Annotated in this window: 24 protein-coding genes; 6 read left to right on the top strand and 18 right to left on the bottom strand. The window is 42.2% G+C overall.

Annotated features, from left to right (window positions below; translation table 11 throughout):
• Genes ACO067_RS02470 through ACO067_RS02460 form a run of 3 tightly spaced genes read right to left on the bottom strand, consistent with a single transcriptional unit; the run spans position 1 to position 2,251 of the window.
• Positions 1–591: a TetR/AcrR family transcriptional regulator gene (locus ACO067_RS02470; RefSeq protein ID WP_421870285.1), complete on the bottom strand. Its 591-nt coding sequence runs from the start codon at positions 589–591 to the stop codon at positions 1–3.
• A 30-nt stretch (positions 592–621) separates the two neighbouring features.
• Positions 622–1,698 carry a DNA polymerase IV gene (dinB, locus tag ACO067_RS02465; protein WP_421870282.1) on the bottom strand — a complete coding sequence of 359 codons (1,077 nt, stop codon included), beginning with the start codon at positions 1,696–1,698 and terminating at the stop codon, positions 622–624.
• A 7-nt stretch (positions 1,699–1,705) separates the two neighbouring features.
• Positions 1,706–2,251 carry a hypothetical protein gene (locus ACO067_RS02460; RefSeq protein WP_421870279.1) on the bottom strand — a complete coding sequence of 182 codons (546 nt, stop codon included), beginning with the start codon at positions 2,249–2,251 and terminating at the stop codon, positions 1,706–1,708.
• A 53-nt stretch (positions 2,252–2,304) separates the two neighbouring features.
• On the opposite strand from ACO067_RS02460, the gene tpx reads away from it, so the two are divergent.
• Complete coding sequence (gene tpx, locus ACO067_RS02455) at positions 2,305–2,802, top strand: thiol peroxidase (protein WP_421870276.1); 498 nt, start codon at positions 2,305–2,307, stop codon at positions 2,800–2,802.
• A 36-nt stretch (positions 2,803–2,838) separates the two neighbouring features.
• Here tpx and ACO067_RS02450 read toward each other — a convergent pair whose 3' ends face one another.
• From ACO067_RS02450 to ACO067_RS02435, 4 genes are read right to left on the bottom strand one after another with little or no spacing between them, the layout of a single operon-like run.
• A complete protein-coding gene (locus tag ACO067_RS02450) occupies positions 2,839–3,687 on the bottom strand; it encodes an HAD-IIA family hydrolase (protein WP_421870273.1) in 849 nt (282 codons plus the stop codon).
• Position 3,688: 1 nt separating this feature from the next.
• The gene (locus ACO067_RS02445; protein WP_421870269.1) at positions 3,689–4,735 is read right to left on the bottom strand and encodes a hypothetical protein; all 1,047 of its coding nucleotides are present in this window, start codon (positions 4,733–4,735) and stop codon (positions 3,689–3,691) included.
• Positions 4,736–4,744: 9 nt separating this feature from the next.
• Positions 4,745–6,088, bottom strand: coding sequence for a glutamine synthetase family protein (locus ACO067_RS02440; protein ID WP_421870266.1), 1,344 nt, complete (start codon positions 6,086–6,088; stop codon positions 4,745–4,747).
• A gap of 36 nt (positions 6,089–6,124) precedes the next feature.
• Positions 6,125–6,745 (bottom strand): hypothetical protein, encoded by a 621-nt coding sequence (locus ACO067_RS02435; protein ID WP_421870263.1) that lies wholly within the window; start codon positions 6,743–6,745, stop codon positions 6,125–6,127.
• A gap of 90 nt (positions 6,746–6,835) precedes the next feature.
• Here ACO067_RS02435 and ACO067_RS02430 point away from each other — a divergent pair, with 90 nt between their 5' ends.
• Entirely contained in the window at positions 6,836–7,423 is a 588-nt protein-coding gene (locus tag ACO067_RS02430; protein ID WP_421870260.1) for a methyltransferase, read from the top strand.
• The gene (locus ACO067_RS02425) at positions 7,416–7,856 is read left to right on the top strand and encodes a DUF2214 family protein (protein ID WP_421870257.1); all 441 of its coding nucleotides are present in this window, start codon (positions 7,416–7,418) and stop codon (positions 7,854–7,856) included. Before ACO067_RS02430 ends, ACO067_RS02425 begins: the two co-directional genes overlap by 8 nt.
• On the opposite strand, the gene ACO067_RS02420 is transcribed toward ACO067_RS02425, so the two are convergent.
• From ACO067_RS02420 to ACO067_RS02380, 9 genes are all read right to left on the bottom strand, one after another.
• Positions 7,834–8,370 (bottom strand): 4'-phosphopantetheinyl transferase family protein, encoded by a 537-nt coding sequence (locus tag ACO067_RS02420; protein ID WP_421870254.1) that lies wholly within the window; start codon positions 8,368–8,370, stop codon positions 7,834–7,836. The genes ACO067_RS02425 and ACO067_RS02420 overlap by 23 nt on opposite strands.
• A complete protein-coding gene (locus ACO067_RS02415) occupies positions 8,370–8,840 on the bottom strand; it encodes a hypothetical protein (protein ID WP_421870251.1) in 471 nt (156 codons plus the stop codon). Before ACO067_RS02415 ends, ACO067_RS02420 begins: the two co-directional genes overlap by 1 nt.
• Complete coding sequence (locus tag ACO067_RS02410; protein WP_421870249.1) at positions 8,803–10,335, bottom strand: capsule assembly Wzi family protein; 1,533 nt, start codon at positions 10,333–10,335, stop codon at positions 8,803–8,805. Before ACO067_RS02410 ends, ACO067_RS02415 begins: the two co-directional genes overlap by 38 nt.
• Positions 10,336–10,587, bottom strand: coding sequence for an acyl carrier protein (locus ACO067_RS02405; RefSeq protein ID WP_421870245.1), 252 nt, complete (start codon positions 10,585–10,587; stop codon positions 10,336–10,338).
• A gap of 10 nt (positions 10,588–10,597) precedes the next feature.
• Positions 10,598–11,875, bottom strand: coding sequence for a beta-ketoacyl-[acyl-carrier-protein] synthase family protein (locus ACO067_RS02400; protein ID WP_421870242.1), 1,278 nt, complete (start codon positions 11,873–11,875; stop codon positions 10,598–10,600).
• Between the two features lie 143 nt (positions 11,876–12,018).
• The gene (locus ACO067_RS02395; RefSeq protein ID WP_421870238.1) at positions 12,019–13,152 is read right to left on the bottom strand and encodes a hypothetical protein; all 1,134 of its coding nucleotides are present in this window, start codon (positions 13,150–13,152) and stop codon (positions 12,019–12,021) included.
• A gap of 7 nt (positions 13,153–13,159) precedes the next feature.
• A complete protein-coding gene (locus tag ACO067_RS02390) occupies positions 13,160–14,116 on the bottom strand; it encodes an NAD-dependent epimerase/dehydratase family protein (RefSeq protein ID WP_421870235.1) in 957 nt (318 codons plus the stop codon).
• A gap of 2 nt (positions 14,117–14,118) precedes the next feature.
• Positions 14,119–15,315 carry an aminotransferase class I/II-fold pyridoxal phosphate-dependent enzyme gene (locus ACO067_RS02385; RefSeq protein ID WP_421870232.1) on the bottom strand — a complete coding sequence of 399 codons (1,197 nt, stop codon included), beginning with the start codon at positions 15,313–15,315 and terminating at the stop codon, positions 14,119–14,121.
• A 144-nt stretch (positions 15,316–15,459) separates the two neighbouring features.
• Positions 15,460–16,635 (bottom strand): glycosyltransferase family 4 protein, encoded by a 1,176-nt coding sequence (locus ACO067_RS02380; protein ID WP_421870228.1) that lies wholly within the window; start codon positions 16,633–16,635, stop codon positions 15,460–15,462.
• 83 nt (positions 16,636–16,718) lie between these two features.
• On the opposite strand from ACO067_RS02380, the gene ACO067_RS02375 reads away from it, so the two are divergent.
• Complete coding sequence (locus ACO067_RS02375; protein WP_421870225.1) at positions 16,719–17,876, top strand: glycosyltransferase family 4 protein; 1,158 nt, start codon at positions 16,719–16,721, stop codon at positions 17,874–17,876.
• 27 nt (positions 17,877–17,903) lie between these two features.
• Positions 17,904–18,890 (top strand): glycosyltransferase family 2 protein, encoded by a 987-nt coding sequence (locus ACO067_RS02370; protein WP_421870222.1) that lies wholly within the window; start codon positions 17,904–17,906, stop codon positions 18,888–18,890.
• Here ACO067_RS02370 and ACO067_RS02365 read toward each other — a convergent pair whose 3' ends face one another.
• Together ACO067_RS02365 and ACO067_RS02360 are read right to left on the bottom strand one after the other, a co-directional pair.
• Complete coding sequence (locus ACO067_RS02365) at positions 18,891–20,498, bottom strand: cyclic peptide export ABC transporter (protein WP_421870219.1); 1,608 nt, start codon at positions 20,496–20,498, stop codon at positions 18,891–18,893.
• Positions 20,499–20,504: 6 nt separating this feature from the next.
• The gene (locus ACO067_RS02360) at positions 20,505–21,212 is read right to left on the bottom strand and encodes a hypothetical protein (protein WP_421870215.1); all 708 of its coding nucleotides are present in this window, start codon (positions 21,210–21,212) and stop codon (positions 20,505–20,507) included.
• 182 nt (positions 21,213–21,394) lie between these two features.
• Between ACO067_RS02360 and ACO067_RS02355 the strand changes: the two genes are divergently transcribed.
• Entirely contained in the window at positions 21,395–22,198 is an 804-nt protein-coding gene (locus tag ACO067_RS02355; RefSeq protein ID WP_421870212.1) for a glycosyltransferase family 25 protein, read from the top strand.
• Positions 22,199–22,227: the final 29 nt, after the last annotated feature.

Here is a 22,227-nt window from a genome sequence, read left to right as displayed (position 1 = left end):
TTATAAGGCAATAGCGTCTATTTGTTTGGACAGACCCTTTCTGATCGAATCGAATGTTCTCGCATTGCCTTCTACGCGAGAAATCAAAAGGGCACCTTTGATGGTGGAGTAAAACATGTTAGCGTATAAGTCTACATCGATTTCCTTTCGAAGCTGTCCTTCCTGAATTCCTCTATGAATGATCTGCTTAAGTGAGTCTTTGATCATGGTGATCATGGCCACCACTTTCATTCGAAGCAAGGGATGCTCATCATCAGCCTCCACAGAGGTGTTAATAACAGGGCATCCTCCTTCTATAGGCGGATTTTCCACATATCCATCATAATAGTCAAGAATTGCTTTTAGCTTATCGGGAGCTGATGATGCAGCTTTGATTTTTGTTCTCAGGTCACCTAATACTTTTTCAGTAGCGTACTGAAATGAGGCAACTGCCACCGCATCTTTATTGTCAAAATTGCCATAGATGGCACCTTTTGTCATGCCTGTTGCTTTGGTGATATCTGATAGTGAAGTAGCCCGGTATCCTTTCTTATTGAAAATGGATATGGCTTTGCTTACAATGAGTGATTTGGTCTGTTCTGGATTTCTCACAGTACAAATATACCGATTGGTATATTAAGTTCAAAATTTAAGTGTTAACTGCTTGTGGAAAGCTGGTTTGGGCTGAGTCTCCAGGAAGTTGCTAATACCAACTCCAAGTAGTCGAATACCTTCTGGTCGGAGAATTTCATCTGTTGCAAGTTGGTTGAGCTGAGATTTTAGTTGACCAATTTCAGTAATGGCTGACTCTAAGGAATGGCTTTTGGTAATCTGTTTGAAATCTCCATATTTCACTTTGACCGTCACGGTCTTGCCTTGTGCTTCTGTTTTTTCATATCTGGAAAATGTGATTTCCGCGATTCGATCTAATTCTGATTGTACTTCTGATAGCTTCATGATGTTGTGATCAAAAGTTCGTTCGGCACTGATGGATTTACGCTCCCGATCAGGAGTGACTGGTCGGTTGTCAACGCCTCTACAGATACTGAAATAGTATGACCCGGATTTGCCGAATCGCCTGACCAAATCCTCCAAACTCTTTTTCCTGAGATCACCTCCGGTGAATATCCCTGCTACCTTCATTTTTTCGGCAGTAGCTTTACCAATGCCATGAAACTGATGTATGGGCATCTTTCTCAGGTATTCTTGAGCATCTTGTGGAAGAATCACAAACAGGCCGTTTGGTTTGTTGACATCAGAAGCGGTCTTAGCCAGAAACTTGCAATAGGAAATACCTGCTGAGGCAGTAAGTTCGGTACGTTCGTAGATTTTTTGGCGAATTTCTCTAGCGATGAGGGTAGCAGAAGGCCTGCCTATTTTTGTGCTGGTTACATCAAGATAGGCCTCATCAAGACTTAATGGCTCCACCAGATCAGTGTATTCATGAAATATCTGGTGTATGATTTTCGATACTTCCCGGTACCGTTCGAATCGTGGCTTTACAAAGATCAAACCAGGACATCTTCTGGCGGCAATAGCTGATGGCATAGCAGATTTTACCCCAAATTTTCGCGCTTCATAACTAGCTGCTGCAACTACACCTCGTTCTTTATTTCCGCCTACGGCAATTGGTCTTCCTTTCAGTTCAGGATTATCACGCTGCTCCACGGAAGCATAAAACGCATCCATGTCAATATGGATAATTTTTCGAGTTTCCACGTAAGCACTATTCTAGATCCAAGCGGTTCAGTTGTTTTCGAAAGCTCATCAGTATTTCTAGTTTGACCAAATAACTGAAAGGTTTTATAAGAGTCCAATATCGTTGAAATTTCCGATAGACCTTCTGATTGGGGCAGTAAATCTGGTTTACGAAATTCAGTATTGTCAGCTCTTTGCTTACTTCTTTTAGTTGAAATATCCAAGTAGATTTCGCATAGGCAGGATCCGAGAATGAAAGGAATTCATCTGACGACAAAGCTACAAGCTGGCCATCCGGCCTCCAAAACTTTCCCACCACGCCAAGTGCCAGGGTGTCCTTTTCATTGACTGGTAACTTGACAAATAGATCGTGTGAACCTGTGTCAAAACCACTACCATCAGGCACTTGAATACCTCTTAGCTTAAACAACCAATTGCTTATTCGTGCCTGGGTAAAGTCGATGCTTTCCAAATATGGAGCAACCTGATCAATAGGTAGGTTGATCTTCAGTGAAATGGAGGTTTTGAAATGGACTTGAGGTAAATAATTGGGAAGAGCTTTTGATTTATCCATACTCTTCAAACACATATGAAAATGGTTAGTTATATTCCTAAATAAAATTAAACATGGCACAAGTAACACTAAAAGGCAATGCAGTATCCACATCCGGTGATTTACCATCTTCTGGGTCCGCTGCTCCTGATTTCAAACTGGTCAAGACTGATTTATCCGAGGTTTCTCTAAGTGATTTCAAGGGGAAAAAGGTTGTCCTGAACATTTTTCCAAGTATCGATACAGGTACATGCGCCACTTCGGTACGAGAGTTCAACAAGAAAGCCTCTGAGCTGGACAACACTGTGGTTCTTTGTATCTCTAAAGATTTGCCATTTGCTCAGGCTCGATTCTGTGGGGCAGAAGGAATCGATAAAGTCGAAACATTGTCGGCATTTCGAAGTGATACATTCGCCAAAGATTATGGAATTGAGATGACGGATGGTCCTTTGAAGGGATTGACTGCCAGATCCGTAGTGGTGCTTGATGCAGATGGAAAGGTCACTTACACGCAGCTTGTCAGTGAGATTGTGGATGAGCCAGATTATGAAGGAGCGTTGAAGGCTCTATAAAAGCGTAGAGGCTTCCAATTTTGGAAGCCTTTTTTTCTATACAACTGCCGATTCACATAAGTATGTTGGCACAATACCAGACGTTTCGATCATCATATCGGCATGTTTCGGTAGGGTGTTTCCCGTCAACACCAGTACAGTGTCCAATCCAAACTTATTGCCGCCAATGATATCTGTAGTCAGAGTATCTCCAACCATCAATATCTTATCCTTGTCAGAGGTGCCACCCAAAGCAATGGAATGCTCATGAGCAAAGATGAACATCTGAGCATCTGGCTTACCGAACCGGATGAATCTTTTACCCACCACAGACTCCACCATATTGGCAATGCCACCTACAGCGATGGCGACTTGTTTTTGATCCATGGGATAGGAGAGGTCCGTATTGGATACGATAGCCGGTACGTTTGTAAACCGAAGTAGGTTTACCGCTTTGTTAAGATCATGGTACCAGTCAAAACCTTCGTCATCCAAAAATACCATGGCACTGATTTCGTCAGCTTGGGATAGGTCCATGTGAGCAATAGAAAGCGTATCGAGACCTAATGTTTCGATATAGTGCGCTGACCTGAAAGTACCCAAATAAGCGATGGTTCCTGACTTCACCTTGTGCTTGAGGTATTCCCTGGCCAGCATACCCGAGGAGACTATTTTGTCCATGGTGATATGGTGAAGGCCTTTGTCCTGGTATGACTGAGCTAGCTCCCGTGGACCTCTGGATGCATCATTGGTGAGGATAAAATAATTGATTCCTCGCTCTTCGAGATAATCAAAAGTCTTTTTGATATCGGGTATGAGTCCTTTGTGGTTTTTTAGTACCCCAAATGCGTCAAAAAATATGGTTTCGTACTGATCTACGATGGATTTGAAAGAAGTCAGGTCCATGTTAGAGGTTTAAGGCTTTTAAAATCTTATCCACATCGAAGCTTTTGTCGATGTTTGGGAAATAGGTCTCATAGGCTTCAAACTGGAGTCTGCTAGCATAAAACTCATGGAAAAAGTATCGACCATCTTTAATCACGTAGTTCAGTATAAAGAATCGATAGGTTTCTTTTAATATCCTGATTTCTGGTTCGGTCAACGGGTACACCTTGTGGTAGGATTTAAGGAAGATCATGAATCGGTCTTCCATCAAGGGATTTATCAGATAGCTGAACACCGTGCGATCCCCAACTTCTGAACACACCCGGCTGAAGAAGTAGAAATCCATCATACGGGTACTCATCCGGAACCAGTCATAGTCCCACCGACTGAAAAAAGAGTAATCATTTTTCACTGAGAAGTTGCCAATATTCCAGTCCACAAAAACGGGAATGGAGGTCATATTGGACACACCAATTTGCTCACAGTTTTCCATGAAGAGGTCGCATTGCTGTCGGATCACATCCTCATGTCCACGGTGATCAAATTTACCTCGCTCTGTTTTGAGTATTTCTAACAAGTGGTTGATGTCATCACCTGTTTGCTTAAACGTAGGAGGAAGTGTGTTAACTACTTTGTAGCACGCCTTGTGAAATTTTGCCAGTTCGCCTCCCAGGATCGAGATTTGTTCTTTTGACTGTTTTCTATCTGGTTTCTGGTCGATTTTGATAGGATTGTAAAATACCACCCACGCATCCATAACACTGTCGGTATGTCGGTAGATAAATAACTTACCGTGTTTGGTTAGTGATTTGGCTAGAAAGTTTTCAAAAGGTGCTGGTAGGTTATTTGCCAGAGCGTTGATGATACTGTGATCTTCTTCGAAGTGCTCAAACTTTCCAAAGTATGATAACTTGGCTATGGTGATATCGTCATCTTCAAATCGGATGCGATATACGTGATTGGTAGATACCTTGGCACTGATGTCCTCAACAGCTTTGATTTTTCTAGAGCTGTCATACTCATGCCAGGCATCTTCAATTATCTTGATGAAGTTTATATTCTGATACATGTTCTCTTCTTAGATGATTTCGAAATACCGTCTCAGCTCCCAGTCGGTCACGCTGGCGGCAAACTGACGGTGTTCCCATTCGCGGGTCCTACAAAAGTGGTCAACAAATCCCTCACCAAAAAGGGATTTGGCAACATCCGAGTTTTTCATTTTTTCGGTTGCTGTTTTTAGATCAGGGGGCAAAGTTCCGTTGGACTTATCTTCATACCCATTGCCAATGGTTGGTGAAATGGTCAGCTTCAATTGGTTCTCTATGCCGTACAAGCCAGTGGCCAGTGCAGCTGCCATGGCCAGATAAGGGTTCACATCAGATCCTGGCACTCGAGTCTCTAGTCTGGTGGATTTTTCACTGCTATTAAGCACGCGTAATGCTGTAGTTCTGTTATCAATTCCCCAGGTAATAGTGGTTGGTGCCCAGGCGCCTTCTACCAGTCGTTTATAGCTATTGATTGTTGGGGCAAACATAGGTAGTATCTCTGGTAGTAAGAGCAACTGCCCAGCAATGTAAGACTTGAGGAAGTCAGACATTTTCATGGGATCTTTGTTGTCACTAAACAGGTTTTTACCGGTTTTCCAGAGACTCTGGTGCACATGCCCACTGCATCCTGGAAGTTCGCTGTTCCACTTGGCCATAAAGCTTGGCATGATTCCATGTTTACTGGCGATTTCTTTAACTGAGGACTTAAATAATACGGCTCTGTCTGCCGCTTCCAATATATCGGTGTATTGAATGCAAGCTTCATATACTCCTGGTCCAGTTTCGGTGTGTAGACCTTCTATCGGTATGCGAAAATCCTCCAGAAGGGTGAATAGGTCATTGAAGTAGTCTGATTTTTGTGATGCTCTGAGCAATGAATAACCAAACATCCCTGTGGTCAATGGTTTGGGGTTTATGCCTTGCTTGTCGTGAAGGCTGTCGGGTGTTTCATCAAAATTGAACCATTCAAACTCCTGAGAGAATAGCGGCCGTACTCCCATGGCTTCAGCTTTTTTGATGACTTTTTTTAATAAAGTTCTGGGGCAGGCAGGATGATTGATCTTGCTGAAATCACCAAGGAAAAATGGTATTTCTTCATCCCAGGGTATTTTTCTGTAAGTAGAAAGGTCCAGGGTGTACTCTGCGTCTGGGTATCCAGTATGCCAGCCGGTCACTTTGGCATTGTCGTAGGATTGATCCGCCATATCCCAACCAAAGACCACATCACAGAAACCGGAAGAGCCGTCAATACTAGACATGAACTTGTCTTTGTGAACGATTTTACCTCTCACTACGCCATCAATATCTACGATAGCTAGTTTTACCCGATTGTTTTCTGAGGCGTTAATTTGATGTAGTATCTCCTGTTTATCCATGACCATGATAAGTTACTACAATCACATGAAACCGTACTAATCCATGTTGGTTATGCGCACGTCATCCAGGTTATCGATCATTGTTTCGAGCTGTTGAATCAGTTGCTTGTCGGTGTAGTGGCCATGCTCTATTAGTGAGTCAAGCTCAGTGTACAGTTGCACTTCATAGTCCTTTTTACTTCCCTCTGAAAACATCAGGGCGTTTTTAATATGCATAATGCCATAGTTAAGTGCCACGCGAGCTTTATCCAGATGATGTGATTCCACAAAGTGTTCGGTCACTTTGAGTTCGGCGTAGGTCAGTGCATTTAGGGCCTTTACACTGGCTTCATTGAGTTTTTTTATGTTGAAAGTATCATGTCTCATTTCGGCATAGATGAGCTTCAGATCATTTACAGCCTTATCTACTTTCAATTTACTTGAGTCATCGATATCCTGCTCAATACGTTCTATTGATCGAATGGCTTTCATCAGGTGCTCCATACTGCGCTCGTGCGAATCTTGTTGGAAATACTTTTTGGTATTGGAAAGAAGAATATCGGGTTCGACTACCTCACTGGTGATAGTTGCTGGTTGAGAGCCATCTATGAAATGATGGACCCCATATAGTGTTAAAAAAAACAAAACGACAAAACCTATGTATCCAAAAACTTTCACTTGCTTATTTGATTTATGTTAGAAGTACGGTGCTAGGGCTAACTTTGATTGAAACAGTTTCGTTTCAAAGATACGATAATGATTTTGGATATGGTTGAATTGAATAAATCCTATTGGAATTTCAGGTACGATCAACACCGAACAGGCTGGGATGCAGGTGAGATCACTACACCACTTAAGGAATACTTTGATCAGCTTGGAAATAAGCAGATTGAAATTCTTATTCCGGGTGCTGGCAACGCATATGAGGCCGAATACCTCCACCAAAATGGATTTGAACGGGTCCACGTATTAGATATATCTGATCGAGTGATCAAGCAATTCCAGGAAAGAACAGATGATTTTCCAAGTGCCCATCTGCACAACGAGGACTTTTTTGATCATCGTGGGAGCTATGATGTGATTATAGAACAAACATTTTTTTGTGCGTTGGAACCAAAGTTGCGAAGAGCCTATTCCAGAAAGTGTTATGATTTGCTCAAGCCTGGGGGAAAAGTAATCGGATTGCTGTGGAATCACGAGTTTGGATCTGATGAGCCTCCATATGGTGGAAGTGCTGTGGAGTATGATTCGTTGTTTTCAGTGCATTTTAATGTGGACAAAATGGAACTTGCATACAATTCCATAAAACCAAGAGCAGGAAGAGAATTATTTATAAAACTTGTAAAGCATGATTGATTTCATACTGGTGAAGTACGTTCATTTCATCGGCATTTTTGCCGTGGTAGGCTCTTTGGTAGGAGAGGCACTACTTTTAAAACCAGAACTTAAACGTAGTGAGATTGCGCGATTATCAAGGGTAGATATGGTGTATGGTTTGGCCACTATGGTTGTTTTAGGAGCAGGATTTACTCTTTGGTTTGCTATTGGTAAACCAGCTGATTTCTATTCTTACAATTGGATATTTATTTTGAAGCTGGTCTTGTTTACGCTGGTTGGGATTCTTTCGATCATACCAACAGTGTTTTTCATGAAAAATAGGAAAGGAGAACAAGACGAATACGTGTCACTACCTGCCAAAATCAGAAATCTCATCTATGCCGAACTGGCTATTTTACTATTGATTCCATTATGCGCTGTGCTAATGGCTAATGGGCTAGGTACTTTTTAATCTGACCTGCATCGTAGGCAAAGGCCATATGGTGGTAATGATGAGTGAGCGAAACGGGTTGATTGTTCACTTTTATTACGGGCAATCCATCGCCATCCGAGCTGATTTCAGTGACAATGTCGAATTTTTTCAGGAGGTGATCGGTTAGTTTTTGTCGGAGTTTAGTTGATTGATCCCGATCTTCACATTGGATGAACTCATAGCCAACTTCCTCTTCGGAGGTATGAGCTACTGCTAAGATCACTTCCTCGTCTACTTTAAAAAAGCCGTGAGTATTGCCACTTGTAAAGGTTATACCATCGTTTGTAGAGATGATAGAGATCGGTATTTCCTTAGGGTCAAAATTGATCAGCTCCCGTCTGAGTTTAAAAACAGCTTCTTTGGCTGTCCATAGGTACCAAAACCCCAACTCATCTGGACATTTGTCATCGGGGTGGGTAATCAGCCTGAGTGCATTTTTTTCTCGTTTTCGGAGCAGCGGATCACTTAAGTCAATGAGGTCGATTCCTGGCATTATTCAATCGTAATTTCATGTTCTCCAGACCAAACAAGACCTGGCTTTCCATTGTCTGTTTGCTCATGAATGTAGTCTATCGGAACGCCTTTCAAGAAGATCTCATAATAGATTTCCCAGTATTTGTCATACTCGTCTCCCGGCATGCCTTCACCGTTCCATAGTTCAATTTTAATGGTATGATTTCCCTTAGTCAGATATTTTGACAAGGAGACATCTCGTTCGGAGCTTATTTTTCCATTGATGGGCTGTGTGTCATGAACCAGTTCACCATCAATGTAGATTTTAGCCTGGTTGTTGATGATGTAAAAGTGAATGTAACACAATTCACTATCATCAATCTTTTCTGCACTTCCCTCATCTCCCGTTTTGGAATTACAACCCGTGATGAGCGTGAGGGTAACAGCCAGAACATAAAAAAATAGGGGTAGCTTATTGATTAATCTTCGCCAATGCGCTAAATCCGACATAGAAGTTTCGTTTATTGTTTCCTTCAACATAGTAACGGTTAAACTGATAGGTATGGACTCCTTCCAACCCAAAAATCAGATGATCTCTTTCAATAAATGCTTTTAGGCCAATATCTAAACCAATATGGTGTTTGTCAGAATCGGGGTTATGAGTGGAAAAATAATCCTTATCAAATTCTGTCCTTCTATAAAACATACCGACCAAAAACTGTTTAGTCCTAGATCTAACCTTTAGCTCAACATGATCAGCCGTACTTCCCGGCCCTGTAGAACTGCCGACTATTTGGCCATTATTGGTATAACCTTGCCGACTGAAGTAATGTTGGTAAAAAGTGGGCTCAGGTCTATAACGATAGGTGTGACCTCTGCTTAAGTTGGCGTGCTCATAGGCTATGATCAGGTCTAAAGTACTGATGGAGAATAATTTTTGAAGTCCAAGTACATAAGCTCTGGAATGCTCTGGTTCTATGGTTTTGTTCGTGTGATCATTTACGGCATACTCACCGTAAACTCTGAAGTTTTCAGTGGGAAACTTCCATTCCATTGTAATAGAAGCCATCTGGTCAAAGAAATCGTTTGGAGAGGTGATCGTATCCCCATTAACTACTTTGACCTCTTTAAATTGATCAAAGAAAGGGGCCCCAAGGTCTTTCAGTGCCCAGTATCTGGACTGTTTATAAAGCACTCGATTGAATCCGATGGTCAGCTCTGGTAATATAGCTGGACTAAATCCGTAGTGCATGGAATTGTAGTAGCGATTATCATTGCTATCATTCGCATCAAAATATGGAGATTCCTTCATCCTGGCATAGATGAAATTGGATTCAAATTCACCAATTTCAAATTCACCAAAATGAATCATTTGTCCACCATCTGTTCCAATATTCAGGTAGGGGAGTCCTGCAGCATTGTTGCTCATTAATATAGGAAAGTGAATGGCTGGGCCTACTTTAAAATTCTGAGTTCCTATAGATACCTGAAAGCCCCATTTGGCTAATTTTACCGCACTCTGACCAGGGTTAATCTGGGCATATGGCTTGTCTCCAAAGCGTTGTACCCAGTCAATTCTACCTGGGATAAATTGATAGTTGTATGCATTGGCACTTTGAGATAGTCTAACTAACTGATAGGGAGCATTTTGGGCAAAGAAGAATACAGGCTGAAAAGTGTAGGAAAAAATTCCTTTGGAACCACTTATCCCAGCATGAGCTTCCATGTTGTATCCCACACCTCGCCAAACGGCACCATCATCGTACCCATATGGAAGGGTAGAATTATAACTTAGCCTTACCAGTGGATTTAACAGCTGGATCGGGTCTGCTCCATGAGACTTGATAGTATAGTGCAGCATTAGTTCAGAGCTGTCACGATCCATGAGTCGCTCAAAATCCCAGGAATACTGGGAGTACGAGTCTGGTGTTATTACCTGCTGACTTGTAGCAACTAAATTAGCAAAAAGGGCAAAGAATAAGCTGGCTGTTTGCCGTATGCGCATTTATGCGTTAAGTTTCTCTTCAATAATATCCAGTGCGTTACCTACAGTGTCCATTTTACCGATAAAATCATCTTCGATCATGATGTCAAACTTCTCCTCGATATCCAATACAATATCCACCAGGTGGGCAGAATTAATGTTCAGGTCATTGATCAAATCTGAGCTTTCAGAAATGCTGGTGGTAACACCTTTCTCATCAATGTAAGGGTCCATAATATCCAATAGACTCTTCTTAATTTCCTCTCTATTCATTTGCAAACGGTTATTTCAATTTGTTTAATACGATACAGCAGTTAAGATCTCCAAAACCAAAATTGGATTTAATCACTGTATTAATTTCTTGTTCTATGGTTTCTGTTGGTAGTTTGGTGGTGCCGATCAGTTTTTCAATTTCTGGATGAACTTCATCCAGGTTAATGTTTTGGTGTACAAAGCCCTGAGATAACTGCAGAGCACATGCCACCAATTCAATGGATCCAGCTCCAGCCACACAGTGACCAATCATGGATTTGGGTGTGTTAACCATGGGGAAGTCTTCTTTAGATAGCCCGAGCGCATCCATCCAGTTTTGTATCTCATATGGATCACCTTTGGTGGAAGTAAGATGTCCAGAGATCAGGTCTATTTCAGATGCTTTAACTCCTGAATTAGCAAGAGCGGTTTGGATACAGTCTACCACAGCCTCAGGGTTTTGGGCAGTCATCGATCCACCGCCTTGTTGGCCTCCAGAATTTACGTCTCCTCCTAGGATTTCAGCATAGATTTTGGCTCCTCTGGCCTGTGCAGCTTCCAGTGATTCGATCACCAGAGCACCGGATCCACCACTTGGCACAAATCCACTACTGGACGCGCTCATTGGTCTTGAGCCCTTTTCCGGCTGTTCATTGGAGTCACTGCAGAGCACCCTCATCGCATCAAATCCTCCCCAGATGTATCTTCCATCGCCTTCAGTGCTACCACAGAGCATTCGCTCCATTCGGCCAGATTGGACCATTTCGAAAGCCTGCAAAACTGCTTCAGAACCTGTAATACATGCAGAGCTGTTAGAAAAAATTCTTCCCTTTAGTCCCAGGATGCTATTGAGGTAGGCACCAGCACCGCTACTCATCGACTCGGGTACAGATCGCGAACCGAGTCGCCGATGATTCCCATTGTCTATAGGATAGATCTTATGCTCTATGAAACTATCAAGACCCAATGCTCCTGAGCCAATGATCATTCCTGTTTTTCGATCATATGTACCAGGAGCAACTTCCAGGCCCGCATCCGTCCAGGCTTCCAGACCAGAAAGACAAGCATAGATCACCGCATTGTTCTGCACCTTTTTGGCGATAAAGTCGGGTAGTTTCTGCTCTTTGTACTCCTGAGTGATTTCGGGTTTGCCCCCGATCTGACATTTGAAATTAATGTCCCCAAGGTTTTCCCAACGTTTAATACCTGACTTACCGGACCTGAGGGCAGCTTCAAATTCAGTAACATTGACACCATTAGGAGCCACTACGCCTAAGCCTGTGATTACTACTCTATGCTTACTTGACAATTTCTAACCTTCTTTTAAATTTATTAATGATCCCAAACGATCATCTGGGCTAAAGAGTTCGCAAAATTAACTCACCAATCATCCAAAAGGGCAATAGAAAGTGTATTCACCCCTAGGAAAATTGGAGAAATTTCACACAATGATCAAACGATGGATTTGGTGTAACATCTCCGTCTGATCTCTTCGTCTTTAGCTGATTCATATTTTGTCCAGAGGTTATTTACACTGCTGTTGTCTTCCAGCATTTGACCGGAAAAGATGTACTCAATACCATGCTTGGCACAAGCTGCCAGTAATCTCTTCCACAAGAGTGCATTTACCCCTTTATTTTTATAGGCATCTTTCGTGGCGACCAGGAAAAAGTCAATGGTATCATTGAAATAGAATGATTTTAGCACATGGACAAATCCAAAAGGATACATTCTACCTTTTGCTTTTTTAAAGGCCTTGGAGAGTGATGGAAAGGTCACTGCTGCTCCAATCAATTGGTCGTTTTCATCCACTACCATCAAGATGAAGTCTTTTTGTACAAATCCAAAATACGAATCGATGTAATATTTAACCTGCTCATCTGTGAGTTTATAATATCCATAGAGTTCGCTGTAAGTATCGTTCAGGAGCTGAAAAAAATCTTCCGCGTATTTTAAGGTTTCCTTGCCCGATTTGAATTCCTTAATTTTCAACCCATAGCGTTTACTGATAATTTCAGCCTTCCTATCCATGCCCTCAATGAACTCCCTGTCTTCAAGTGGCACTTTTATTCTTCCTTCAGTCCAGTCGATGGCTTTTTCAAAACCAAGTTCTTCAAAATGCTGCTGGTAATAGGGGTAATTATAAAGTGTGGCTTGAGTAGAAAGTTGATTGAAACCGCTTATCAGTGTGCCTTCAAAATCCAGGTCGGTGAACCCCAGTGGTCCATGGATTTTGTTCAGTCCTTCAGCATTTCCCCAATCCTCCACTGTCTGAATTAACGCTTTACTGACCTCCATGTCATCAATAAAGTCAATCCAACCAAAGCGAATGTGTTTCGTAGCTTTTGATTCTTCTCCATGGATGATACCAGCTATTCTGCCAACTGGTTGACCGTCTTTGTAAGCCATCCAAAATCTGCCCTTTGAGTGTTTGTATGCCGGGTTCTTATCTTTCGACATGGTGCTCATTTCGAACTCCATCATTGGAGGGACGAATTGTTCCACTCCCTTGTATAGACTCCAGTGCCAGGTGATGAATTTCTTTAAGCCTTTTTTGTCTGTAATTTCTCTTATTTCAACACTCATAGGTGAATTAAATTAAACTGTTAGTACGGTAATAGTCGACCGTTTTTTGGAACCCCTTATCCAGGGAGTGCTCAATAACAAGTGGAATGCTCTCTCGCTCTTGCCGGAAGTCGTAGTTCCAATCCTGAGAGATTTCCGAGTAGTGTTCCCTGGATAGAGTTGGTGTCCTGCCCAGGTTCCGATCTATTATATCGGTTAAAAACAAGATACTCTTAACTATTGGCCGACCTACTATCAATTTGGTAAGTTTTTTACTGAGAGTATCTTCTAGTACTTTCTGAAGGTCATCATGTTCATATATCTGTCCGTCTTCTAGGTGCACAATCACATTGCTATGGTTAAATGAACAGGCCAAGATGCTGTCAGCGGCATCACTGGCATAGATGAAGGTCATCTTATGGTGCTTAGGAGTCATGCCTGGGTAAATGCCCAGTTTGGCTGTTTTGATCAATGGCACAAACTGAACGTCACGGGGGCCATAGATACCACCCGGACGAAAAATAAGGTAGTTAAGTCCGGAGTTTTTGACTATTTCTTCTGATCTCAGTTTACTGATGCCATAGTTGGATGCAGGTCCGCCATTCCCAACTGGTCCACGCGCTGCAAGTGAAGACACGTAGGCAAACTTAAAGTCTTCAGACAATTGGGGGTAGTTCTGTAATGCTTCAATCAGACGCTCAGTTAGCTCGGTATTTACTTTGAGGTACCGATCTAGTGTATAGCTCTTGGTAAGGCCTGCATTGTGTATGACCAGATCAATTTTCCCAATTTGTTGGAGTGAATCATCAATAGCACTGCTGGTGGAATAATCCGTAATGACTGTTTTAAAACCATCCAGATGTTGAAGGTTGCTTGTATCCGAACCTTTTCTCAACAGGGCAAACACTTCGTGCCCGTGATGGAGTGCGCGCTCTACTATATGACTGCCCAGGAATCCATTAGCTCCTGTAACCAGTACCCTCATAATTAAGCTGTTTCAAATAAATCGATCTCCTTTGCCGCCTTATAAAGGATTTCTGCCGCTCTATCTATTTGCTCATGAGTGTGTGAAGACATGATGGAAAATCGAATCAGAGAATCTTCGGGAGATACGCCTGGAGAAACTACTGGATTGACAAACACACCACGATCAAACAACATTCTGGTGAGTTTGTAGGCTTTCAAGTCATTTCTGACAAAGATCGGCACGATAGGAGTTTCAGATGCGCCCGTATCAAATCCCAGTTCTTTCATCACCTTCAAGGTGTAATGTGTATTATCCCAAAGCCTCAATCTGTAAGAGTCATCGGTTTCCATGATATCGAGAGCAGCCAGAGCGGAAGCTATGGATGCAGGAGTAATACTTGCAGCAAAAATCATCGATTTGGAATGGTGCTTTAAGTAATTGATGGTGTCAGCATCAGATGCACAAAAGCCGCCTAATGATGCAAAAGATTTGCTCAAAGTACCACCAATGATGTCTACTTCGTCAGTCAAGCCAAAGTGATTTGGAGTGCCTCGGCCATTTTCGCCAATGACACCAATGGCGTGGGCGCAATCTGTCATTACAGCTGCGTTGTATTTTTTAGCAAGCGCTATGATTTCTGGAAGCTTGACAATATTGCCTTCCATGCTGAAGATACCATCCACCACAATGAACTTAAAGGCATCGATAGGAACTTTACTCAGCTTGCTTTCCAGTGACTCCATGTTGTTGTGCCGATAAATCACAGACTGTGCTGCTGACAACTTGGCTCCTTCAAAGATGGAAGCATGGTTAAGTCGATCCAGAAATAAATAATCTCCTTTGCCAGCTACAGTTGGTAAAATACCGATGTTCACTTGAAATCCAGTACTGTAAAGAGCGACTGCCTCTTTGTTCAAGAATTTGGCAAGTCTGCTTTCCAACTCGGTGTGTAAATCACTAGTACCATTCATGTAGCGCGAACCACTCAGACTAGAGCCATATTTCTTCACTGCCTCAATGGCAGCTTCCTTGATCTTCGGGTGTACTGTCAGCCCTAAATAGCTATTGGAACCAAACATGAGCACCTTCTTTCCCTCTACAATCACTTCAGCATCCTGTCCGGACTGAATGTTTCGAAAGAAGGGATAGAGGTTTTGTGCTTTTACTTTTTGTGGTTCCTGATAGTTGGTATATCGCTTGCTTAGAATGCTACTCATTTAAAATCTTTCTTCAGAAAATGATGATTTTATAATAACCCGTAAAATTATCACGAATTGATTAGAAATCTGGTTAATACATTAGAATAAATGAACCCAAAAGATCACATGATGACTCGATTAAGTCAGAATAACCAACAAACTCTATGTGGTAATTTGTTCAAACACACGCACATAATTTCCTGCCATTGTTTCCCAACTTTTTCCTTTCGTTAAGGTGTTTTCTTTGTATTCGAGCGCTTTGGTGATGAGCAATTCAGGGTTTTGCTGGTAGTATTTAATGGTGCTTATCCATGCATTGGAGTCGCCTGGTGGGATTAGAAGTCCATTGACCTGATCTTTCACGGCGGAGGGAATGCCATCTACATCAGCTGCCAGGGTGAGCGTACCCTGAGAGGCAGCCTCCAGGGCTACCAACCCAAAACCTTCATAGTCACCAGGTATTTCGATATTGGGCATAATGAACAGGTCACTGCTCTTGATGATCTGAAAGATTCTGGATCTCGAATTGGTAAACTGACTGAGAGGAAGCACTTTGCCCTGAAGGTTGAGCTCTGCAATGGTCTGTTCCAGTGCTGCGCCATCAATTTCTGCCCCAACGAGCAATCTGATTTTTTCGAAGATTGCTTTAGGTGTTAACCGTTTAATCCATTTAAAAAGTTTTTCTTGAGGAAATTTACGTGCTAATACCAGGTAGATAATATCATCATTGAGTTGTGGCACCACATTCCTGGCAAACCAATTAAACCCCTTCCGAGGAATCGCTCGACCTAAAGAGGTGAGAATGAATCTATCTTGTAGATCTACTCCGACTTCCTTGCTCAGTTGATCTCTGAAGTCGGGCGCCAGTTCCTCCTCTTTAAAAGTGATGTCTACTGCATTCTCCACCAACGTGACTTTTTCTGGACGAATTCCTTTGGAGATGCAAAGTTCGCGAGTTGGTTCGCTGACGGCTATGATCTGACTAAAACGATTCAAGTATTTGCGAGCCCATTTTTGATACCAGGGCGAGGGGAAGTTGATGTCCAGACCATGAATGGTCACCACTAAAGGTACTTTGGTGAGAAACAGCAAGGGAGTGCAGATCAATGCCATTAGACCATCGTTCATATAGATAACCTTCGTTTCCGAGTGCTTGCGAAGTTTCACAAGTGCCCGAATCACTACCGAGAGAAAGAACAGGACCCGCGGATAATTGGACTTCCAAATCAACTCATGGACGGTATGTTCTTTTCGCAGCTCCTGAACTAACTTGAAACAATGTGTTTGCATTCCTCCAATGGAAGGAGGGTACTTATGAGAAATGATGAGCAGTTCCATTCAGTGGCAAAAGAAGGTTTTTTTGGGAAGAAAATAAGTAGAGACTGAAGAAATACTACTTTTGTGCGTTCAAAAACTGATACATGAGCAAGATCAAAATTGCCTTTTTTCTGGATGTCATGCAGGAAGACTTTGATGGAGTGGCTATCACCATGCATCAGATCATTCGTAGAATCCCCAGGGACCAGTTTGAAGCGATTTTTGTGACGCCCCAGCCTCCCTCGGAGGACATAGGCTTTCCAGTTCATTTGACTCCTTCGTTCAAACTGCCTGAAAGCGATAAGGAGTATCTCATTGCCTTACCCAAGAAGATGAAGAACCTTCATGGGATTTTGGATGCATTCAGGCCGGATATATTGCATTACAGTAGTCCAACACCATTGGGAAGTTATGCTACTAAATATGCTAAGCGTCATCACGTTCCGGTAGTATCCATTTATCATACACACTATCCCAGTTTCGTTTCGTATTATATTCGTTTCATTCCCAATATTGAAAAGTACTTCAACCCGATATTCAAATGGCTCTATGCCATGTATTTCAAAGCTGATCGCATTTTTGCGCCTACGCCGAGCATGTATAGGTATCTGGAGAGTATCGGAATCAAAGAGTCTAACTTATCTGTCTGGGGTAGAGGTGTGAATCTGGAGCGGTTCAGTCCTGAACATAGAGAAGAGAACTATTATCCAGTACCTAAGGGGAATAAAAAAGTGCTCTTCGTAAGTCGTCTGGTTAGGGAAAAGGAACCAGAAACACTGGTAAGACTTTATCAATTGATGGATCAAAAAAGGTCTGATCTCAACATGATTATAGTAGGCGATGGCCCTACCAGAAATGAACTGCAAAAAAAAATGCCGAACGCCATCTTCAAAGGACGGCTGACCGGCATGGAGTTGGCCACAGCTTATGCGTCGGGGGATGTATTTGTGTTTCCTTCTACTACTGAGACATTTGGCAATGTAGTATTGGAAGCCCTCGCCTCGGGGCTGCCAGTGGTGGCTGCAAATGCCGGAGGGCCTTCCGATATCATTCAGGATGGACATACCGGTTTTCTGGTGGAGCCTAAGAATGAACGAGCTTTCTTTGAAAAGGTAGAGGAACTGATAGATGATCCAGCGCTGTATCAACAAATAAGGAAGAATGCATTGGACTATGCCAGTTCACAAACCTGGGAGAAGCTTAGCAGTCAGCTATTTGATGAATATAAGCGATTAGTCAAAAGTTCTGATTCAGAATCCTAGTTTTGTAGAGCTCTTAATTGATCAAAAATGAATTCACCTAAGCTCACAGTAGTCGTTCCTATTTACAATGTTTCTCAGTTTCTCCGACAGTGCATCGATAGCATACTGAATCAGACCATGGAAGATTTGGAGATCATTCTGGTCAATGATGAATCTCCAGATCCAGAGGATCACGTAATCTGCCAGGAATATGCCGAAAAAAATGAGCACGTCTCCTATATCAAACATGAAGTGAATAAAGGACTGGGAGGGGCCAGAAATACAGGTTTGTTTGCTGCAAAGGCTCCTTACATAGCCTTTATCGATAGTGATGATTGGCTGGAGCCGACGATGTTTGAGGAGCTTTATAGGGCAGCTATCAAAAAAGATGCGGATATCGCTCAGTGTTATTTTTATCAGCAGCAGGAAGGCAAGACAAGAGTACAGCGTTTGAAAGCATTCCGTCATCAGGCAGATGAGATGAACGCGATCAATGTGCTGGCCTGGAACAAAGTGTACAAGACACGTTTGTATCTGGATAATAATATCCTGTATCCTGAAAAGATCGCTTCTCAGGATGTAGCCACCATGACTCGATTGCTGTACTTCGTGGATCGTGTGGCCCTTGTCAGAAAGCCTCTTTACAATTATCGAATCAACAGAAAGGGTTCGTTGACTTCCAAGTATGCGAAGTTATTAACGGATCTACCGGTAGTATTTCAAATCATTGAGGATTTTTTAAAAGAGCAAGGCAGGTTGGAGTCGGATCGGATCTTTTTAGAAAAGCGGGTCATGCATAGTGTCAACCACCACCTGGCCCGATTTCAAAAGGATACGTCCATGTCTCAAGAGGAAAAGGATGCATTGATTCGTGAAAAACTGCAAGATTCCACCCGTTTTTTGAGTTTGCCAGGGAAGGAAAAATTGACAGATCTAAATACGGCTCTTAAGCATTTGAGGGCATACAAACGAAAGGTGGAGTTTAAGATTTTTCTGAAAGAAATAGCCTTTCTGTTGACCAAACCGTTCAGATGATTATCGCGTCATACCTTCTTTAAGTTCAATGATCTCGTCGGCTACATCAAAGTATTTCTCATCATGAGAGATGACAATGATTGTCTTGCCATTCGACTTTAAAAGTGGCAAGATCTCGTGGTAAAATATGTTCTTGAAGTACGGATCCTGATTAGCTGCCCACTCATCAAACAGGTAGATTTCTTTGTCTTCCAGGATCTTGGTAATGAGCGATAGCCTGCTGATTTGACCAAAGGACAAGCTAGTTGTGGAGAAGTTGTTTTTTTTATCTAGCTGCACTTTAGCATTCATCTCCAGTAGTTGAATGACCGATGAAGCGTTCTTTTGCAGGTGCTCATCATCTATGTATCCAAGCTGCTCAAAAGTAAAGGAGTCAGCAAAATAGGCTGAGAATTTGTTGCGATAATCGATCAATGTATTCTCATCGATCGGGGTTCCTTTGTAGAGAATCTTTCCGCCTCGTGGTTCATAAAGACCAGTGAGGATTTTGGCAAAAGTCGTTTTTCCACTGCCATTACCACCGATGATGAATGTGATTTTTCCACGCTGGATGTCTAGTGAAAGTGGACCAAAGGAAAGCTGATGGTCGTGTCTGGATTGTAAGTATTGATACTGAATGTCCTGAAAACTCAAGATGTGATCACCATGGTCATCCCAGCCGATTGTTTTTTGATTGGCAATGGAATACTGGTCGATCTCCTGACTAATCGAGTTGATCTGCTCAAAAGCTATATCCACAGCTTTCATGTCTTGAAAAAAGCCGCTAATTTTTGCGAAATAAGGTGTCACAAAAAGGATGATCGGTAAAAAGATCTTGAATCGTTCAAAGTCAAAATCCAGATAATCCACACTCATGAACATGAAAGTCCCCACAAAAAGGAAGATTAGCAGATCCGTAATCCGTTGAGTGGTTCCATTGGTCACACGTCCTTTGAGGAAAGCATTGTTCATGTGCTTCATATCATCCGAAATGACCTCAGACAGGTAGTGATTTCTCTTTTCTCTATTGAGCGTTAGTTCCTTCAGCCCCCTGATCATGTTGCCCAGGTTGCGATAATGGTAGTTTCGGTACTTGACGGCTATTCGGGTATAGCGTTTGAGTTTCGGGATGAGAATGATAACTAGCAGTGCTTGAAGCGCAAATACTATGAAGAAATAAGAAGTGAGCTCCGCGTCAATCATGAAGAGCCGCACCAGTGTGACCAAAACCGTCGTACAGGCAATAAGGAAAGTTGGAATCTTATCCACGAAATTGGAAATGTCCGAGATGTCCTTGGTGATGATCGGGAGTACCTTGTCGGATACCATTTCGATAAATTCAAATTTGGCCATCAGCGTTTTCTTGACCAGTTTTTTGGTCAAATCTCTAACGATGATAATGTTCATCTTGGAGATGAAGTAAGAGGAAGAAACACCAATCGCTGCAGCCAGAATGCTGAACAGCAAGATTCCTCCAAAAAACTCCAGGTCGATATCTTGCTGGTTTTTAAGTCCTTTATTGATATAGTCGATGACCTTGGCTGTGAACAATCCTGCGACCAATGCAGTAATACATCCTGTTAAAAACAGTGAGAGTCTTGTTTTGACCAACTGAAATATTTGCTTCATAACTACCTAGAAGGTTTTATCGAATTCTTTTTTGATAGCAGCAGCTATTTTCTCTTTGCTCAAGGCGGATAGATGTCGGACAAACTTGGTGTTGCGTTTACTAACGAGTCTTGATGGGAGGTAGGCCACCAGATCATCCATTTCAGGTTCCTGAAGCACCCCTCTGATCAATACATTTTGCGTACGCGGGTGAATGTCAGCCAGATGTTTGAGTCTACCCTGACCCAAGTCGATCCACATCTCTAGAAATTGCTTCACTTCCGGTGTGTTGGCCATAATGTTAAAACCAGCGTTCGGTAAGGTCCACCTTTTGAGCTCGTAGCTTAGTTTGAAATTGTGAGAAAAATACATCCCAAATCGATCCGAGCCATCTTTCTGAAATAGGATCTGCTTGCCCTCCGGTAGATACTGATCTAATATCTGGTCAACAGAAAGGTCATACATATTATGATAAATGTAGGTGTCTGCATCTACCATCATGAGATAATCCGCATCTGTTTGTTTTTGATGATCCAGCATCATCTGTATTCGGCTCCAGGTAAAGGCCATATCAGGTAGTAGTTGTTCCTGATAGAGGTGAAATTGGTAATCATGAAGGTCACAATATTTCTTCCACATAGGGATGGAATACTGGGTGTAAATATCAATGTGGCTGGTTGCCAACATTAGGACATCTACTTTGAGTTTCTTGGAAGGATTGTCTTTTTTGATCACTTTATGGGTTGTCAGTTTTCAGATAAAATGGACACTACAGCCTATCTTCAAATTCTTGCAAATTTATAATTAGTGACCTTAGCACCCGCACATTCAGGTCTCTAATTGCACAATACCCAAATAATTAGGTTAAATCGGCATAAGTTTGTATTCAAATTATTTTAGTGACTAAAGAATGGTAGATGATTAATGCGATTTACTGCAACAACTTAGATAGATCCGCTGATAGGAAAGAGCATATGACTGCTCTGTTTGAATCGCTCGGGTTACGCGAAAACGTGTACCGATTTAAGGCACTTCATGGTGCTACCATTCACAATCCTAATAATTTCCAAAAGGGCAAAATTGGCAACCTTACCTCTCAGATGAGTCTGTGGAAGCATATTTCCCAACAAGAGGATGGTTGGTATTTGATCATGGAAGACGATATCAAGCTTAGAGATGAGTTTGAGGCCTCCACCTTCATGTCTCTTTTTGAGGAGATGCTCGCTGGCTTGCCTAAAAACATCCAGGCAATACACCTGACGAGAAATCAGAACAAACTGTTTGACAAGAAATTTGATGGAAAGACCACTCCATATAAGGTATTAGGCTATCTGGGAAGTCAGGAAGTGCGGAAGTGTTCTCTGATATTTCCATGGTCGACACTCACAGGTGCGTATCTATTGACACCAAGAGCAGCTAAACGTGTGTTTAGATATGCCTATTTTTCGGTTAAATATGCCAAAGTATTGCCATTCAAAAAATTCAATACGGACGTGCTGATGGCCAGGAGTCTTTACACGACGTTTTTTGGAGCTATGGTGAAGTGTTTTGCTCAAAACGAGATCATGGACCAGTCGACCAATCGTGTATCTGTACTCCATGAGATTACCATCGATTCTAAAAACATGGAGATAGAGATCTACCCAACAAAAGAATGGTTTACTCACGAGGCGCCAAAACGAATTATTCCATGGTTTTCAGAGGAGAACCTGGGCAAGTGAAATAGATGAAGTAATGATTGGTTTCAAAT

It is taken from the genome of Marinoscillum sp., from assembly GCF_965229915.1.
GTDB lineage: Bacteria > Bacteroidota > Bacteroidia > Cytophagales > Cyclobacteriaceae > Marinoscillum.
This window is presented reverse-complemented; position numbering and strand designations above follow the sequence as displayed.

Coding starts and splice junctions, on each gene's coding strand:
- ACO067_RS02375 (WP_421870225.1), top strand. CDS start 16,719: ATGAGCAAGATCAAAATTGCCTTTTTTCTGGATGTCATGCAGGAAGAC.
- tpx (WP_421870276.1), top strand. CDS start 2,305: ATGGCACAAGTAACACTAAAAGGCAATGCAGTATCCACATCCGGTGAT.
- ACO067_RS02440 (WP_421870266.1), bottom strand. CDS start 6,088: ATGGATAAACAGGAGATACTACATCAAATTAACGCCTCAGAAAACAAT.
- ACO067_RS02370 (WP_421870222.1), top strand. CDS start 17,904: ATGAATTCACCTAAGCTCACAGTAGTCGTTCCTATTTACAATGTTTCT.
- ACO067_RS02445 (WP_421870269.1), bottom strand. CDS start 4,735: ATGTATCAGAATATAAACTTCATCAAGATAATTGAAGATGCCTGGCAT.
- ACO067_RS02355 (WP_421870212.1), top strand. CDS start 21,395: ATGATTAATGCGATTTACTGCAACAACTTAGATAGATCCGCTGATAGG.
- ACO067_RS02420 (WP_421870254.1), bottom strand. CDS start 8,370: ATGCCAGGAATCGACCTCATTGACTTAAGTGATCCGCTGCTCCGAAAA.
- ACO067_RS02385 (WP_421870232.1), bottom strand. CDS start 15,315: ATGAGTAGCATTCTAAGCAAGCGATATACCAACTATCAGGAACCACAA.
- ACO067_RS02380 (WP_421870228.1), bottom strand. CDS start 16,635: ATGGAACTGCTCATCATTTCTCATAAGTACCCTCCTTCCATTGGAGGA.
- ACO067_RS02425 (WP_421870257.1), top strand. CDS start 7,416: ATGATTGATTTCATACTGGTGAAGTACGTTCATTTCATCGGCATTTTT.
- ACO067_RS02460 (WP_421870279.1), bottom strand. CDS start 2,251: ATGGATAAATCAAAAGCTCTTCCCAATTATTTACCTCAAGTCCATTTC.
- ACO067_RS02405 (WP_421870245.1), bottom strand. CDS start 10,587: ATGAATAGAGAGGAAATTAAGAAGAGTCTATTGGATATTATGGACCCT.
- ACO067_RS02410 (WP_421870249.1), bottom strand. CDS start 10,335: ATGCGCATACGGCAAACAGCCAGCTTATTCTTTGCCCTTTTTGCTAAT.
- ACO067_RS02390 (WP_421870235.1), bottom strand. CDS start 14,116: ATGAGGGTACTGGTTACAGGAGCTAATGGATTCCTGGGCAGTCATATA.
- ACO067_RS02430 (WP_421870260.1), top strand. CDS start 6,836: ATGGTTGAATTGAATAAATCCTATTGGAATTTCAGGTACGATCAACAC.
- ACO067_RS02395 (WP_421870238.1), bottom strand. CDS start 13,152: ATGAGTGTTGAAATAAGAGAAATTACAGACAAAAAAGGCTTAAAGAAA.
- ACO067_RS02450 (WP_421870273.1), bottom strand. CDS start 3,687: ATGGACCTGACTTCTTTCAAATCCATCGTAGATCAGTACGAAACCATA.
- ACO067_RS02415 (WP_421870251.1), bottom strand. CDS start 8,840: ATGTCGGATTTAGCGCATTGGCGAAGATTAATCAATAAGCTACCCCTA.
- ACO067_RS02365 (WP_421870219.1), bottom strand. CDS start 20,498: ATGAAGCAAATATTTCAGTTGGTCAAAACAAGACTCTCACTGTTTTTA.